Annotated in this window: 12 protein-coding genes; 1 reads left to right on the forward strand and 11 read right to left on the reverse strand. The window is 62.4% G+C overall.

Annotation, left to right across the window (positions count from 1 at the left end; translation table 11 throughout):
* Window positions 1–55 precede the first annotated feature (55 nt).
* From B0G81_RS00350 to B0G81_RS00385, 8 genes are all read right to left on the reverse strand, one after another.
* Window positions 56–988, reverse strand: a complete 933-nt coding sequence (locus B0G81_RS00350; RefSeq protein WP_134132338.1) for an FAD-binding protein — start codon at window positions 986–988, stop codon at window positions 56–58.
* Between the two features lie 16 nt (window positions 989–1,004).
* A complete protein-coding gene (locus B0G81_RS00355) occupies window positions 1,005–1,754 on the reverse strand; it encodes an electron transfer flavoprotein subunit beta/FixA family protein (RefSeq protein WP_134132342.1) in 750 nt (249 codons plus the stop codon).
* 30 nt (window positions 1,755–1,784) lie between these two features.
* On the reverse strand, window positions 1,785–2,216 hold the full coding sequence (locus tag B0G81_RS00360) for a DUF4148 domain-containing protein (RefSeq protein ID WP_134132345.1): 432 nt from the start codon (window positions 2,214–2,216) through the stop codon (window positions 1,785–1,787).
* A 164-nt stretch (window positions 2,217–2,380) separates the two neighbouring features.
* Entirely contained in the window at window positions 2,381–3,670 is a 1,290-nt protein-coding gene (locus B0G81_RS00365) for an acyl-CoA dehydrogenase family protein (RefSeq protein ID WP_134132348.1), read from the reverse strand.
* Window positions 3,671–3,713: 43 nt separating this feature from the next.
* Window positions 3,714–5,087 carry an FAD-binding oxidoreductase gene (locus B0G81_RS00370; RefSeq protein ID WP_243856737.1) on the reverse strand — a complete coding sequence of 458 codons (1,374 nt, stop codon included), beginning with the start codon at window positions 5,085–5,087 and terminating at the stop codon, window positions 3,714–3,716.
* Between the two features lie 119 nt (window positions 5,088–5,206).
* Complete coding sequence (locus B0G81_RS00375; RefSeq protein ID WP_134132352.1) at window positions 5,207–6,448, reverse strand: thiolase family protein; 1,242 nt, start codon at window positions 6,446–6,448, stop codon at window positions 5,207–5,209.
* Between the two features lie 16 nt (window positions 6,449–6,464).
* The gene (locus B0G81_RS00380) at window positions 6,465–8,018 is read right to left on the reverse strand and encodes an AMP-binding protein (protein WP_134132355.1); all 1,554 of its coding nucleotides are present in this window, start codon (window positions 8,016–8,018) and stop codon (window positions 6,465–6,467) included.
* A gap of 165 nt (window positions 8,019–8,183) precedes the next feature.
* A complete protein-coding gene (locus B0G81_RS00385; protein ID WP_134132357.1) occupies window positions 8,184–9,317 on the reverse strand; it encodes a DUF5938 domain-containing protein in 1,134 nt (377 codons plus the stop codon).
* A 503-nt stretch (window positions 9,318–9,820) separates the two neighbouring features.
* On the opposite strand from B0G81_RS00385, the gene B0G81_RS00390 reads away from it, so the two are divergent.
* Complete coding sequence (locus B0G81_RS00390) at window positions 9,821–11,242, forward strand: TetR/AcrR family transcriptional regulator (RefSeq protein WP_134132359.1); 1,422 nt, start codon at window positions 9,821–9,823, stop codon at window positions 11,240–11,242.
* An 84-nt stretch (window positions 11,243–11,326) separates the two neighbouring features.
* Here the strand turns inward: B0G81_RS00390 and B0G81_RS00395 are convergent, their stop codons facing one another.
* The 3 genes from B0G81_RS00395 to B0G81_RS00405 form a co-directional block, all read right to left on the reverse strand.
* Window positions 11,327–11,989 (reverse strand): c-type cytochrome, encoded by a 663-nt coding sequence (locus B0G81_RS00395; protein ID WP_243856323.1) that lies wholly within the window; start codon window positions 11,987–11,989, stop codon window positions 11,327–11,329.
* 18 nt (window positions 11,990–12,007) lie between these two features.
* On the reverse strand, window positions 12,008–13,483 hold the full coding sequence (locus B0G81_RS00400) for an FAD-dependent oxidoreductase (protein WP_134132364.1): 1,476 nt from the start codon (window positions 13,481–13,483) through the stop codon (window positions 12,008–12,010).
* Window positions 13,484–13,576: 93 nt separating this feature from the next.
* On the reverse strand, window positions 13,577–14,512 hold the full coding sequence (locus B0G81_RS00405) for a YCF48-related protein (protein ID WP_134132368.1): 936 nt from the start codon (window positions 14,510–14,512) through the stop codon (window positions 13,577–13,579).
* Between the last annotated feature and the right edge of the window lie 11 nt (window positions 14,513–14,523).

Genomic DNA, 14,523 nt, shown 5'->3' on the forward strand with positions numbered 1-14,523 from the left:
TATCTACATGATGACGGTGCCCGCCCTGTGCGGGTCACCGCTTCGGCTTGCCCGCTCAAATTGACGACGTCAGCTCCGGCACGAGCGTGAACAGATCGCCGACGAGGCCATAGTCGGCCACGCTGAAGATCGGCGCTTCGGGATCCTTGTTGATCGCGACGATCACCTTCGAATCCTTCATGCCGGCCAGATGCTGGATCGCACCCGAAATGCCGACCGCGATGTACAGCTGCGGTGCGACGATCTTGCCGGTCTGGCCGACCTGGTAGTCGTTCGGCACGTAGCCGGCGTCGACTGCCGCGCGCGACGCGCCGAGTGCGGCCGACAGCTTGTCCGCCAGCGGCTCCAGCACCTTCGTGTAGTTCTCGCCGCTGCCCAGACCGCGGCCGCCCGGCACGATGATGTTGGCCGACGTCAGTTCCGGACGGTCCAGCTTCGTCACTTCACGGCTCACGAACTGCGACTTGCCGGCGTCTGCCGCTGCTTCGATCTTGTCGACCGATGCGCTACCGCCTTCCGCCGCCACCGGATCGAAACCCGTTGCACGCACCGTGATGACCTTGATCGGATCGCTCGACTGCACCGTCGCGATCGCGTTGCCGGCGTAGATCGGGCGCTCGAACGTGTCGGCCGAATCGACCGCCGTGATGTCCGAGACCTGCGCGACGTCCAGCTTCGCGGCGATACGCGGCGCGATGTTCTTGCCATACGCGGTGGCCGGCGCGAGGATGTGCGAATAATCCTTCGCGATGTTCAGCGCGGTCACCTCGACGTTTTCCGCCAGGCCTGCGGCCAGTTGCGGCGCATCGGCCAGCAGCACCTTCGACACGCCTGCGATCTTCGCTGCCGCGTCGGCCGCCGCTTGCGCGTTGTGGCCCGCGACCAGCACGTGGATGTCACCGCCAATCTTCGCTGCGGCCGCCACCGTGTTCAGCGTCGCGGCCTTGATCGACGCGTTGTCGTGTTCTGCAATCACCAGAATCGTCATTTCTTTCCGCTCCCTCTTACAGCACCTTGGCTTCGGTCTTCAGCTTCTCGACCAGCGTCTTCACGTCCGGCACCTTCACGCCGGCCGCGCGCTTCGGCGGCTCGACCACCTTCAGCGTCTTCAGACGCGGCGCGACATCGACGCCGAGGTCTTCCGGCTTCACCGTTTCCAGCGGCTTCTTCTTTGCCTTCATGATGTTCGGCAGCGTCACGTAACGCGGCTCGTTCAGGCGCAGGTCGGTCGTGACCACTGCCGGCAGCGTCAGGGACAGCGTTTCCGCGCCGCCGTCCACTTCACGCGCAACCGTGGCCTTGCCATCGGCGATCGTCACCTTCGACGCGAACGTCGCTTGCGGCAGCCCCGCCAGCGCAGCCAGCATCTGGCCCGTCTGGTTCGAGTCGTCGTCGATCGCCTGCTTGCCGAGGATCACCATCTGCGGCTGTTCCTTGTCGACCAGCGCTTTTAGAATCTTCGCGACGGCCAGCGGCTCGACGCTGTCGTTCGACTCGATCAGGATCGCGCGATCCGCGCCGATCGCCAGCGCCCCCCGCAATGTCTCTTGGCACGTGCTCGCGCCACACGAAACGACAATCACCTCAGTCGCAACGCCGGCTTCCTTCAGCCGCACCGCCTCCTCGACCGCGATTTCGTCGAACGGATTGATGCTCATCTTCACGTTCGCCAAATCGACTCCCGATCCGTCAGCCTTGACGCGAACTTTCACATTCGCATCAACGACACGCTTCACCGCTACCAGCACTTTCATTTCGTCTCCTGATTCAATCCTCGACGCTGCTTACTGGCTCGCGCCAGGAAGCACTCCGTCGTCTTTCCACGCCTGCTCGAGCCGCAGATATCGCGCGCGATTCCGTGAAATCGTGTCCGCGTTCGGCGGGTAGTCGAAGCCACGCGATGGAAGCATCCCCGCCTCTCCTGCCTGCAGGATTTCCGCCTGCACTTGGGCCCGGGTTTTTCCCGAAACCGGACTGGCGCTTGCCGCCTGAGCCATGTTCACGTTTGCTTTCGCCGTCGCTGCGTCCGATTCGGCCGGATTCTCACTCGACAAAGCCACCGAATGCGGAATCGATCGGTCAGGACGAGATACTCCGCCTCCACGGGCGTGGGCAACAACAGCCACGGAAACCAACAGGACCGCCATCGAAACTTGTTTCGACATACTAATCATATTCACCATGACCTCCTTAATGGAAACGTCACGTTGTGCCATGCTCCATAACTGGGCTCGCCGGGCAAGGCGCTCCACGATTCAAATACAGCGTCGTATTGTGCCGGCCTCTCAAACAAATGCGGCCCGAAACGCTCGGCCGCGGCCCGTAGCGGAATCTGGAGATGCGCCGCCCGCTCCAACCCGGGAGCGACGGCGCGTCTCGCTTATTCCTTCGTCCAGCCGTTCTGATAGAGCCGGCTTGCGAGCACGCCAAGGCGCATTGTGAGGTGGTAGTTTTCGCCGTCTTCGATCAACGCGGACCGGACGTCGCGGAAGAGCTTCTCGATCGGATACTCGCGCGTGGTCCCGTTGCCGCCGAAGAGCTGGAATGCCTCGTGCGTGATCTTCATGGCTTCCTCTGTCACGCTGACCTTGGCCTGCGCAGTCGCGTAGGGATGGGTTTGCGGCGACATCCTCGCGAACGCGAGACTGCGACGGGCAATGGCACGTGCCATCTCCAGCCGGCGCAGCATGTCGCCCAGGCGCAGTTGCGTCATTTGGTGCTCGATGAGGAAGCCGCCGCCCTGCTTGCGTTCGTGGCAATAGGCCAGCGCCATTTCAAACGCGGCGCGAGCCACGCCGGTAAAGACCTGGCACATATGCGTTCCACCGAATGACCACGTCGAGGTCAGGTTGCCGAGGTATTCATCCTTCATCGCGATGGCGAAACGCTTCGGAACCCTGACGTTGTCGAAGAAGATCTCGCCCTGCGGCAGCGCGCGCTGGCCGATCTTGTCCAGCGGCTTGCCTCGCGAGATGCCTGGCAGATCGAGCGGAATGATCATGCCAATACCGTTCGTCTGGGCAGCGTTCTCACCGGTACCGTAGAAACCATCCCCATAGTCCGCTGCCATGTAGGCGAGCGCGACCTGTGCCACCGATCCGTTCGACACCCACGACGAGTACTGCCCGTTGATGACGATCTCGTCTGCACCGACCTTGGCGTAGACGTTCCCGACCGGCTGCTTGCCATGCGCGCTGATCTCTTCGCGGTAGAGAATCGCCCCGTCAGAACCGCGATCGGGCTGCGTATTCGCCCAGCAGCCGATCTTGCCGGTACACATGTCGATCAGTTCCTGATTGCCGACCGATTGAGCCATCATCAACGGCATGCCCGCAACACCGAGCGAAACCGCCAGACCGGAATCGCCCCAGCCGAGTTCTTCGCCGATAATCGACTCGATCCGAACACCCATCTCTGGCGGGAATTGCGCAATCAATTGCGGGTCGAGCCCGAGCTTTGCGCTCTCGATCATGGCCGTCCAGTATGGCGACCCGGGGGCAATCACATCTTCCGGCGTCATGCGGTCGAGTTCCCGGCCAATCGGACGAAGCACGTCGCGCGCAAAGCGGTGGACGCTGCTCTGGATCGCACTTTCCTCTTCACTCAGCGGCGTCTCGAAACCGGTCAGCCCGGCCGCTGGCAACTCCACGTTTTTCTTCAGGCGAATCATGTTGTGCTCCTCCTTTCCTTTTGCAGTTAAAAAGCGCTTGCCTTTATGCCTTGGCGCCTCTCACCTTACTGTTTACCCAGTCGTCCATAATGGCCGCGCCAGCCAGCGCCCCTTTCATGGCACACCATCGAAATGGTTCGGGAAGCGTCGAGGGCGACTCGTGGCGCACCGCCGTGAGCAGCGGCGGCTCGGTACCGAGAATCCGTTGGGCAATCATGTGGCCGACCATGGATTGGGCCGCCACACCATGCCCCGAACACCCGGCGGAGTAGTAAATGTTCTGGTTCGCTCCGGTCGTGCCAACCACCGGGAGCGCATCGTTGGCGAAGCTGATATAGCCGCTCCAACACGCCCGCATCGCAACGTCTCTCAAGGTCGGGAAACGGTCGCGCATGGCGATCCTCAGCTCACGGTACTGATCGTAGTCAGGTACATTCGGCGTCTTCGATCCGTACGGATAGTTGAGTCGCTTGGTGGTCACCAGCAGCGTGTTTTGCGCTGTCACCCGATGGCTTTCCATGACCCAATGTGCAGTCATGATGCCTTCGCGTCGCGCCCAGCCCAACGATTTCAGTTGTGCCGCGGAAAGCGGTTCGGTCTCCATGGCTGATACCCGCAAGGGCACCACCTTGTCCGCAAGCAGGCCGAGCTGCGGGGTATAAGCGTTCGTGGCGAGCATCAGCACTGGAGCACTTGCGCTACCGTGCGGCGTTTTCACCTGAATCAGGGGCCCTTCCGTATAGGACAGCAGCGGCGTGTTCTCGTAGAGCTTCACACCCGCCCGAAGTGCTGCGCGCCGCAAACCCATCACGTACTTGCCCGGGTGGAGCGTGCCGCCGCGCGGTGTGTACTCACCAAACAGGAACGCCGGGGGAATGCCCCGTGCCCGCATCTGAGCCTCGTCCAGAAACGCTGACTGGACACCAAACTCCGCGCTCGCCTGTACGCCCTCGCGTACTTTTTTTTCTTGTGACGAATCAATGCCCGCGCGAATCAACCCGGACGGGTTGTAGTCGCAGTCGATGCCGTGCTCCTTGAGCTTGCCTTCAACGAAGGGGACGGCGTCTTCGTAGTAGCGGACAATCTCCTGCGCGCGTTCTTTGCCGACATCCTTGAGGAACAGATCGTATTCAAGCGCAATAGCACCGCCCAGGTAGCCGGCATTGCGCCCGCTTGCGCCAAAGCCTGCAAACTCACGCTCGAGGACAATCACTTTCGCACCCTGCCTGGCAAGTTCCAGTGCAGCGGAAAGGCCTGCGAAGCCAGCACCCACGACGATCACATCCGCGCTGACATCGCCCTCAAGCGCGGATTGCATGTCATCGGGCTTCTCGACCCATCCGCCCAGCGCCCGATATTTTTCAAGGTCGGCCACTTCTTTGGCGTCGTCCCGCGGCGCCGTGAGCGCACTCTGCATGGCTGCGGCGGCCGGCACGACAACGGCAGTCGCTACTGCACCTTTTACGAAAGTGCGCCTCGTCAGTCCGGATTGACCGGCCTGCTTGGTATCGAGCCCCTTGGTCATCTCAAACTCCGTCAATCTTTACTCAAAATATGAACGGCAAGCGCTGCTTCTTCGATTCCCTGGAAGCCTCCCCCGTTTTCCTGAATCGCATGCCGCGCGCCGAGCACCTGGCGTGCACCGGCCTCCCCACGCAATTGCGTGACCAGTTCATAGAGTTGACCGATGCCGGTCGCGCCGATCGGATGGCCCTTCGATTCGAGACCACCGGACGTATTGATGGGCATACGTCCGCCGATCGTGAAATCGCCTCGTTCGGCAGCGGGGCCACCTTGACCGAGCGCGACCAACCCGAGGTTTTCGGCCTGGATGATTTCGCCCATGGCCGAGGCATCGTGGACCTCGGCTACATCCATGTCCTCGGGGCCCAGTCCGGCCTGCTCGTATGCCTGTAGCGCCGCCAAACGACCGATGTGTTTTTCCGGCTCTTCGATGCGCCGATGCGTGAAGCTGCGGATCACACTTGCCGCGATCCGGATGCAACGCTTGCGATCGGCACCGATGCGGCGCAGGCCCTCTTCCGTGCAGAGGATGGCCGCGGCAGCCCCGTCCGTCACCGGCGCGCACATCGGCAGTGTGATCGGATAGGTGATCGGCACCGCCGCGAGTACCTCGTCGATCGTGAACGGCTTGCGGAATTGCGAAAGCGGGTTGTGCACCGAGTGTCCGTGGTTCTTTGCCGAGACCGCAGCGATCTGACGCTGCGTCGTGCCGTAGGTCTTCATGTGATAGCGGCACATCGCCGCGTAGACCGACATGAAGCGGCTGTAGGGCCGGTCTGATTCCGAGCCCGGTGGCGACTCAACGCCCTCGCCCATCCTCATCAGGTGAGCAAAGTTTTCCTCGACACGCGACACGTCCCACCCGCCCTCGAACAGCGCGAAGGATTTCGCCTTGTCCGGCACGTTCATCTTTTCCGCGCCGATGGCCAATGCCACATCGCATACGCCCGCTTTCAGGCTTTGCGCAGCCAGGTGCACGGCGGTGCTGCCGGACGCACACGCGTTCTCGACGTTGAAAACCGGAATGCCTTCCAGACCGATCTTACTGAACACAACCTGTCCTGGAATCGACAGTTGACCTTGCAACGGACCATTGGTAATGCCGCCATAGTAGGCCGCACCGATCGCATCGGCGTTGCAGCCTGCGTCCTGCAGCGCACCGCGCAGCGCATCGCCAGCGAGGTCGTCGATTGTGCGTTCGAGGTGACGGCCAAACACCGTCATGGCGATGCCGGCAATGTAGATGTTGCTCATTCGTCTATCGCTCATCTCAGATTTTGCGTTGCTGACCTTGCCAGTACTGCTCGCGCAAGTCTTTCTTCAACACCTTGCCGATCGTGCTGCGCGGCAGTGCGCCGACAAAGTCCACGCTCTTCGGCGCCTTGACCGAACCGAGCTTCTCCTTGCACAAGGCAACGAGTTCCTCGGCGCTTACTGTCTGGCCCACGCTGAGCTCCACGACCGCCTTCACCGCCTCGCCCCACTTGTCGTCAGGCACACCGATCACTGCGCAATCCTGCACCGCCGGATGCGCCCAGATCACCTGCTCGATCTCGCTCGGGTACACGTTGAAGCCGCCGCTGATGATCATGTCCTTCTTGCGGTCGGTGATGTGCAGGTAGCCTTCGGCGTCGAGATGGCCGACGTCGCCAGTGTGCAGCCAGCCGCCGACGATGGTTTCGGCGGTCTTGTCCGGTGCCTTGTAGTAGCCCTTCATGATGAGGTCACCACGCACGCAGATTTCGCCGGTCTCGCCTTGCGGCAGCGCCTCGCCCTGATCGTTCATGATCTCGACGCGGATCAGAGGGTTCGGTCGGCCCACCGACGAGAGCCGTTCATCAGACGCGATCTTGCCGTCGACGAAATGCTCGGCGGGCGCCATGTTGGAGATCGATGCTGCGGCCTCGGTCTGCCCGTAACCACCGGCCATCACCGGACCGAATACTTCGATGGCGCGCTTGAGCTTCTCTACCGACATCGGTGCGGCGCCGTACAGGAAATACTTGAGCGACGAGAAGTCCTGCTGCTCGATGCCGGGGATGTCGAGCAGGCGATAGATAACCGTCGGGGGCAAGAAGAACTCGGTGACGCGATGCTTGGCAATGGCGGCGAGCAGCAGCGCGGGATCCGGTTTCGGGAGCACGACCACCGTGCCTCCGCGTGCGGTACACGGCAGCGACATCATCCCCGCGGTATGCGTCATGGGCGCAGCGGCAAGATTCACCGGGCGCTGCGTTCCATATGGGAACGCGATCATGAATTGTGCGAAGTACGTCTGGAACGCGCGGTGCGTGTTCATCACGCCCTTCGGGGCACCCGTGGTACCGCCCGTTGCCGACAACGTGACGATATCGTCCATGTCGTACTCGACGCGCGGCATGGTGGTCAGGTGACCCTCGCTCCAGGTGGCGAGCGACGGTGCCCACGGAAGTTCAGCGTCAACGCACACCCACAGCTTGACCTTCGGCAGGCTGGACCGCAGTTCTTCCAGAATCGGTGCACATGCCTGGGTGAAGAACAGCGCTTCACAGTCGAAAGCGTCCAGCACGTATTGGTTCTCGGCCGCCGCGTTGCGCCCGTTGACGGGGATGTACACCATGCCGGCGCGCCACATGCCGAGCGCGCAGCCCCACCCCATTACGTCGTTGTCCGCCCACACCGCTGCCTTGGCTTCCTTTTCGAACCCGGCAGCCAGCAGCCCGTTGGCGATGCGGCACGAAAGCTCGCCGATCTCCTGAAACGAAAAGCTGCGTTCGCCCTGGATATAAGCGATGCCGTGGGGGTTGATGCGCCACCCGCGGTCGAAAAAATCAATGATTGCCATTTTCGTATTCCTCTGGAGCCGTACCGGGTCGATGACGGAACGACTCCTGCCTGCCGCATACGGGTCGAAATTGATTTTCGGTGCCGCCCCGAGACAGCATCCGGGGCGTGCTTCGTGTGTCCTGCTACGGCCTGACGTTCAAGTCAGAGCCGCATGACGACTTGATTACAGCTGCGAGATCGTGGCGCGCGCCAAGCCGCGCTGCTCAAGGAAGCCGAGCAGGTAGCGATGCCCGAACGCCTGCGAGCCGGACGCGAACCCGACCTTGGCGGTATCGCCGTCGATCAGCTTGATCGCGCCGGCGGCCTGGATAGCGCCCGTCGAGATATACGGCGTGATCCCGTGCACGGTCGCGCGCACCGCAGCGAGCTGACCCCGGCCAATTGCAAAGTCAACGGTACGGTGAGACGACGTGCGCTCGCGCGGCGGCATGATCGGCGTAGTCGAATCGACGAGCTTAGCCAGCACCGCGTCCTGCTGCTCGCGCGGCAGGTGCGCGTACTCGGCATCCCACTTTTGGCCGAGTTCATGGACCATTCGCATCGCGTTGTTGTCGTAGAAGCCAACGCTCGAGATGCAACTGCGCACGCGCGAATCGTGCTGGAAGTACACCGGCAGCGAAGTGCCTCCCCACGGCAGAGCGAATACCGGTTGCAGGAAATCGGGGGAGGCGACGGAGAACGAAGCGTGCTTCTCGTGCGGCACCAGTTCCTTTTCCCACAGATAGCAGGATTCCTGGCGATAGCTTTCGAAGATGGTGGCGGCGGAGCCCACGCTCACGCCGGCACCAGCGCCACGCAGTCCGCGCGCCAGGGTCGCTGTCTCCAGCGCATCGACACCCGGCGTCTCGAGCGCCAGTTCGGCCGCAATTTCAGCGAACGTGTACATGTACGCGTTCGACGGCGACGCCAGCAAACCGGCCTGACGGAACTGCTCGCCAAACTGATCGCGCACCTGGCGGATGAAGTGCTGCTCGCCGGTGGTATCAAGGTAATGACACCCTGCCTTGAGTGCCGCCTGCACCGCAACCAACCCAAAATTGAAGAACGGACCAACGGTGTTGCACACAACCTTTGCGCCGCTGAATGCCTTCGCGAGCGAATCCACGTTGTGTTCCACTTCGAGGATTTCGTATTTGGCCGACTCGAGGCGCACGACACGCTGCGCCATCATCTCCTTCGCCCGGCCTGCGTTGCGCGCGACCGCGGTGAACGGGATGTTCTGATCGATCAGCCAGTCCATGATCAACATGCCGGTGTAACCGCTTGCGCCATAGACGACGACGGGGTGCTTTGCCATGGTTGTCTCCTGATATCTCTGTTGTTGAACATCGGGTTAATCAAAATCGATGCGGGAAGCTGCCTTGCGCGTCAGTCGGTCGAAGCCGGTGCGGCATGTCTGCTCGATCTCGAGATCGAGCGATGCGCCCTATTCTGCCTTCGCCACCACATCTCGACGTTTTGATGGCCTACAAACTGCATTTAGTTGGCCCAATATTAACGTTGATACGGCCTACAAGCAAGGTGATCGCGATAGGGAAAACACCGACCAAACCCGGCACAAACGATGTCGCATCGAGGCAATTTCGCGTGTTGCGGGAGACGGGTGGCGCGGCTGCCGAAGCGTCCGGTACGTGGCTGGTGTGGGCGGAGGGGCGTGCAGGCAGTCCGGCTGTGGTCAACGGCTGTACTCAGGTAGCCACTATGGAAACGCCCGGGCACGGAAAATCGGCGCGGCGTTCCCCCCTTCCGTCGTATCGGCCTATAATTTGGACTGTCTTTTAACGTGATGGGAGAGCCAAAGTGCAAAATGGCGCGGTCAAGCAAAACAACCCTGACCATTCCGAAGAAACCAGGCAGCCGTCAACGCGACGAAATCGGGAACTGCGTATCCGGGAGATCCTTGGTACTGCGCGCCAGGTATTTCAGGAGGATGGCTATGCCGGATTCGCGACACGCCGCGTGGCGGATCGCATGGGCATCACACACGGAAATCTCCAGTACTACTTTCGAACGAAAGATGAATTGCTGAGCACGGCGCTCCGGGCATACATGAGCCAGGTCATGGCGGACTACACCGCGATCGCGAGTCGTCCGGGCACCGGTGCAGCGCAACGTTGCTCTGCGCTGATCAACCATATTTTCCAGACCATCAACGAGACCGATCTGCCGAAGTTCATGGTGGAACTCATGGCGTTCGCCTCACGTGAAGCCTATGCCACTGAACTGCTGCACGAGGTTCAGGTGCAGTTTCGAGGAATCCTTGCGAAGTTATTGTCAGAACTCCATCCGACGCTGACCGGCGAAGAGTGCCTGGTGCGTGCGGCTGTGATCGTCGCGCAGATCGACGGCATGACTATATTCGCCTCCCACGGCGATTACCTCGGAAAGGACTATATCGAGTTCGTTCGTGTGACGAAACGCACCATCAAAATGGTGGTGAGCGCGCCTACAGAGATGCTGGAAAGCGAAGCGCTCGTTCGTGCCGCTCAGGGCAGTGGCGATACCCAGGGCAGCATCTTTGGGGAGGGTGGGCGGTTCCCGCCAGAGTTGCTGGATCTGCGGGCGCAGCACTCGGCTCAGGACGCCTTCCATTACCGACCGACGGCGCAGGGAAAGCGTAGAGAAACCAAGATCAACGAGATCATCTCTACCGCCGGCAACCTGCTAGCGGCAGAAGGCTATGCGAGCTTCTCGTTGGCGCGGGTGGCGAGAGAGCTTGGCATCCTGCCGTCCGCGCTCCAAAACTATTTCCCGACCCACGATGACCTGCTCCGCTCGACAATTGGCGCGCTGACGCAGGCTTATCTGGACCACTACGCGGATGTAGGCAAGCCGAGTGGCAAACCGGCTCTAGAACGTCTGTGCGATATCGCCGCGTCCGTCGCTGCGGAAGCTGCAGATCCTGCGGTGTTTCGACTCTGGGCAGAGATGTTTGCACTAGCCCAGCATTCGGACATCACGCGTGAAATCGTGGGAGGCGTCTATGCCGCCTACCGGGTAAGCTACGCTGATCTCATCCGTGAGATTGATTCGTCGGCGACCGCGCGCGAATGCCTCGCCCGCGCGACACTTATCGCAGCACTGATGGATGGTGCATCGCTTCTGAGGTTTGGCTCGCAAGCGCAAGGTGTGAACATGAACCGCGTAGTGGATCTGATGATAGCGATCACGCCTCGCATCGCACGCGGACACCTTGCCACAAGCGACACGGCATCCGATTGATTGGCAGAACGCCCCATCCAGGTGGCATGCCTGCGGCGCCCTCGCAGTGCGCGAGGCGTGAACATCTCAGGCCCTCCCGGCAAATCAGCGAGCAGCGATGCCCTCCCGGACCGGCGACACTCCGGCCAGGTAGTGGGCAACTGCGGAAATGTCTTCGCTCGACAGTGTTGCAGCGATGCTGTTCATGGCGGCGGTCGGGTCCTTGCGTGCGCCCGCCTTGAACTCCGCTAGCTGCTTCGCGAGATAGTCTTGCCCCTGTCCTGCCAAACGTGCCGCCGAGTCCTTGCCCATCAGGTTCGCGCCGTGGCACGCCTGGCAACTTCGGGCTTGGACCAACGCCAGCCCGCGCTTTTCGAGCTTTGCATCGGCCGGGACACCTTCGTTTCGGGCTGGCGTCTGCTGCGCGAAATAGGTTGCGAATGCGTCGATCTGCGCATCGGTGAGGCCCTTCGCGAGCGGCCCCATGTACGGGTTGCGCCGCTGGTCATTGGCAAACGCGTGCAACTGGGCTGCGATATAGGCCTTGGGCTGGCCCGACAGCGCCGGGTACCAGGCGTTGAGCGACTGGCCCCGTGGGCCGTGACAGACGAAGCAAGTCTCCTGCGGCTGCGGCCACGGGCCGGCGTTGGCCTTGCTGGCCTCGCCGATCTGGGACATGGCCTTTTCATAGCGCATGCCATCCGTCAAATCGCGTCCGTAGAGCACGCCCGCGCCGACCGCTGCCGCAACTGCCGCGATGGTGACCATGAATAAGGTCCGCTGCATTTACGCCACCTCGCCTTGATGGGCCAGAGCCGCCAGTGCTTGCAACGCGGCCCGGTGGCCGGAGCGCACCGCACCGTCCATCGCGCCGGCCCAGATGTCGGCCGTCTCGGTACCCGACCATATCAGCTTGCCGATCGACGGATGAAGGAACTTCCCCCACGTCGTCAGGAAGCGGGGCGGCAAAGGATGAATGCATTGCAGCGTCCACGGATCGACTTTGCCCCAGTCCTGGTCGTGGAACTGCTTCGGCTGCAGCGCCTTGCCTCCGAATGCCTTGGCGTAAATCGCCGACAGCATCTGCTCGGCCGCCTTGGCATGACTTGGCACCGAAGCCGGCGACACGAATGCGCTGATGATGCCAACCGACAGGTCGGGAGGCGAGTTGTCATAGGCCATGGAAACGGGACCACCGACCTGGAAGATCTGGCCGTTCAGGCCGTCGTCCCGCCAGAACGGCCTCTCATAGACGTGCACCGTCTTGCGCATCGGCGCGTTCGCCGGCCAGCGCCGCTGCAATTGCGTGCGCCCTTCGGGCAACGGGGGGTCGTAGACGACCTGGTTGCACAGCGCCGGATTCATCGCAACGATCACACGGCGCGCGCGCACCACACCCTGGTCGGTGTGGACCTCGACAACGTCACGATTCCAGCCGGCAATCCTGCGTACCGGGCTGGCCAGTCGGACCTTGTCGCCCAGGCCCTTCGCCATCTTGATGCTGAGGATCTGTGAGCCGCCGACGAAGCGTGTTTCCTGCGCGCCGCCCTTGGTCGATTCGAGCTGGTCCAGGCTGTTGCTCGCGCTGTTGATCATCGACAGATAGAACAGCAGCCCGAGCTGCGCGGGGGCACCGCCCGTCGTCAGCTTCGCGGCCAGGCCCATGAAGTATCCGTCCTCATACTTCACGCCTTGTTTCAACAGCCAGTCACCGTATGTCAGCTTGTCGAGCTCGGCCGCATCCTTCGCTTCCCACGGTGCATCGGAAGGCACGCCGCGCGCGAGTTCTCCGAGCTTCGCGCCGATCGCATCGTCGGTGCCGATGCCGCCGTGAAAATCCTGCGCCACCCTGACATCACCAGCCAGCACCGTGGTCTTGCCCGCGTAGAAGGTCGGGAAGGTATCGACTTCAAGCTCGCGTGCCAGATCGGCAATGGCCGTCTGGCCGGGGCCGATCCACTGACCGCCGGCTTCCGACACCACACCGTTTCCAAGGTCATGGTTGTACGTGCGTCCGCCAACGCGGTTGCGCGCCTCCAACACGACGAACGATTCGCACCCGGCGCGCTTCAAGTCACGCGCGGCCGTCAGCCCCGCCAGCCCGGCACCGATGATGGCGACGTCCAGGATGCTTTGATCCGCCGTTGCCGCGACAGCACCTTCAGCCATCGATACCTTGCCAGCCACCAGCGATGCGGCGCCCACAGCCGCCATACGCAGGAGTTGGCGCCGGGTCGGTACATCCGGTTGGTTTTCCGGCATTGCACTCGATGCTATGTCATCCTTCATTTTCTTTTTCACTCTTCAGGTATGGCCAGGGTGCCTGATGCGTCTGGACCAGAATCAAAAGTCTGCTCAAAGCCCAGTCAGTACACCATCCTGCGAAAACAACATCGGTTTCCCGCGCGCGTCGATCAGCGCGGCGGTGAGCGTCGCGCGATCCGCGCGCTGCGCGACATCGACCGGGCCGCCCGCGACGCGCTGCGTGAACGTCAGCCCGTCGAGCCCGACGCCGACCAGCCCGCCGCCGGTCGCGACCAGATCGGTGATCGAGCTGTGCGCGCCGGTATTCAGCGCGGCCCACGTCGTGCCGCCGTCGCGACTCTCGAACAGGCTGCCGAGCAGGCCGCCGACCACGATCCGGCCATCCGGCATCGCAACGCCCGACCACAACGTGCCCTTGCCGCCGGTCGGCAGATAGGCCCAGTTCGCGCCGGCATCGGCCGACTTGAGCACCATCCCTTGCTCGGACACGATGTAGAGCGCGTGTGCGGAATCCGCAAACACATGATAGAGATTGCGGTCGGCCTTGCCGCCGTCGTGCGTCTGCAGCATCAGCGACCACAGACCGACGGCAATGCCGTCCCGCGCGCTGGTGAACAGCACCGAGAACAGCGGCTGGTCGACCGACGTATCGAGCCGCTGCGCGACCCACGTGTCGCCGCCGTCGTCGGTCGCGAGAATCGCCCCCCACTGGCCGACGGCCCAGCCGTGCTTCGCATCCGCGAACGACACGGCCGACAGCGTCGCCGACACCGGCACGCGTCGCGCCTGCCGCCAGGTCTTGCCGTCGTCGTCGGACAGCAGCACGATGCCGTGCTCGCCGACCGCGACGATCCGCGACCCGGCGCGTGTCGCGTCCATCAGCATCATGTGGGTCGGCGCCGCCCACACGTGCGCCGGCTTCGCCGACCAGGCTGCGATCGTTCCGTCGGGTTGGGCCAAAGCCGACGGGGCTGCGTATACCGTCGCCGCGGCAAGCACGATTCCGGCTACAAGAATCTTGATCATGGCTATGTCTC

It is taken from the genome of Paraburkholderia sp. BL6665CI2N2 (assembly GCF_004366535.1).
GTDB lineage: Bacteria > Pseudomonadota > Gammaproteobacteria > Burkholderiales > Burkholderiaceae > Paraburkholderia.